The sequence below is a fragment of the Microbacterium sp. Bi128 genome (genome assembly GCF_918698205.1).
Window position 1 is genome coordinate 1 of sequence record NZ_CAKKMM010001426.1, and the last position, 1,286, is coordinate 1,286.

The 1,286-nt window shown below is 74.3% G+C and carries 2 protein-coding genes; both read left to right on the forward strand.

Annotated features, from left to right (window positions below):
* Window positions 1-546: methionyl-tRNA formyltransferase (locus tag LQV45_RS33360; RefSeq protein WP_374208366.1), on the forward strand; the 546-nt coding region annotated here is incomplete at its 5' end.
* On the forward strand, window positions 543-1,286 hold a 744-nt coding region (locus LQV45_RS33365), incomplete at its 3' end, for a transcription antitermination factor NusB (protein ID WP_290370398.1). The genes LQV45_RS33360 and LQV45_RS33365, both read left to right, overlap by 4 nt.

Here is a 1,286-nt window from a genome sequence, read left to right on the forward strand (position 1 = left end):
GCCGGCGACCGCGAGACCGGAGCGGCCGTGTTCCAGTTGGTCGCCGAGCTGGATGCCGGCGACGTCTTCGCCGAGGAGCGCTACACGGTGCCCGAGAACGCCTCCGCGGGCGAGGTATTGGACGCCCTGGCCGAGATCGGCGCGCCGCTGCTGGCCCGCGTGGTCGACGGGATCGCCGGGGGCACGGCGATCGCGAAGCCCCAGGTCGGTGAGCCGACCCTCGCACCGAAGCTCACTCTCGCCGACGGCGCCCTCGATTTCGCTCAGGATGCCGAGAGCCTCCTCGCGCTCATCGCGGGCGTCACCCCCGAGCCGGGGGCGCACACGACGTTCGAGGGCGCGCGGCTCAAGGTCCTGCGCGCCACGCCGAGCGCGGCACCGCCCCTCCTGCCGGGGCAGGTCGTGGCATCCGGGCGCGAGATCCTGGTCGGGACGGCGACGACACCGCTCCGGCTCGAGACGGTGCAGCCGGCGGGTAAAGGCGCGATGGACGCGGGCTCGTGGTTCCGAGGCATCCGCACCGAGAACCCGGTGCTCGGATCATGAGCGTCCAGGGAGCGCGGGCGGTCGCCTTCGACGTACTGCGGGCCGTCTCCGCCGACGAGGCGTACGCCAATCTGCTGCTGCCGCACGCGATCGAGCGGGCGAAGCTGGACGCCCAGGATGCCGGTCTCGCGACCGAGCTGACGTACGGCACGCTGCGCCGGCGCGGCACGTACGACGCGATCATCGCGGCCGCGGCCGATCGCGGGGTGGACCGGATCGACCCGCCCGTGCTCGACGCGCTGCGTCTGGGCGTTCATCAATTGCTGTCGACGCGGGTGGCCTCCCACGCGGCCGTGAACGAGTCGGTGGAGCTGGCGCGTCGCCACGGCGGTGGACGCGGTGCGGCGGGGTTCGCCAACGCCGTGCTGCGCCGGGTGTCGCGCGAGACGCCGGGGCACTGGATGGACCGCATCACCGAGGGCGCACGGAGCGACGACGAACGGCTGGGGCTGCAGAGCGCGCACCCCGTGTGGATCGTCCGGGCACTGCGGCGCGCGCTGTCCGCCGAGGGGCGAGCCGATGAGCTCGACGCGCTCCTCGCCGCGGACAACGAGGCTCCGCGGGTGGCGATGATCGCCCTTCCGGGGCTCGCCGAGATCCCGGACGACGCCCGGCCCGCCCGGTTCGCGCCGACCGCGTTCACCACCCGCGGCGGCGACCCGGAGGCGCTCATCCGCTCCTCGGGCGGGCGCATCCGCGTGCAGGACGAAGGCTCGCAGCTCGCGGCCCTGGCCTTGAGC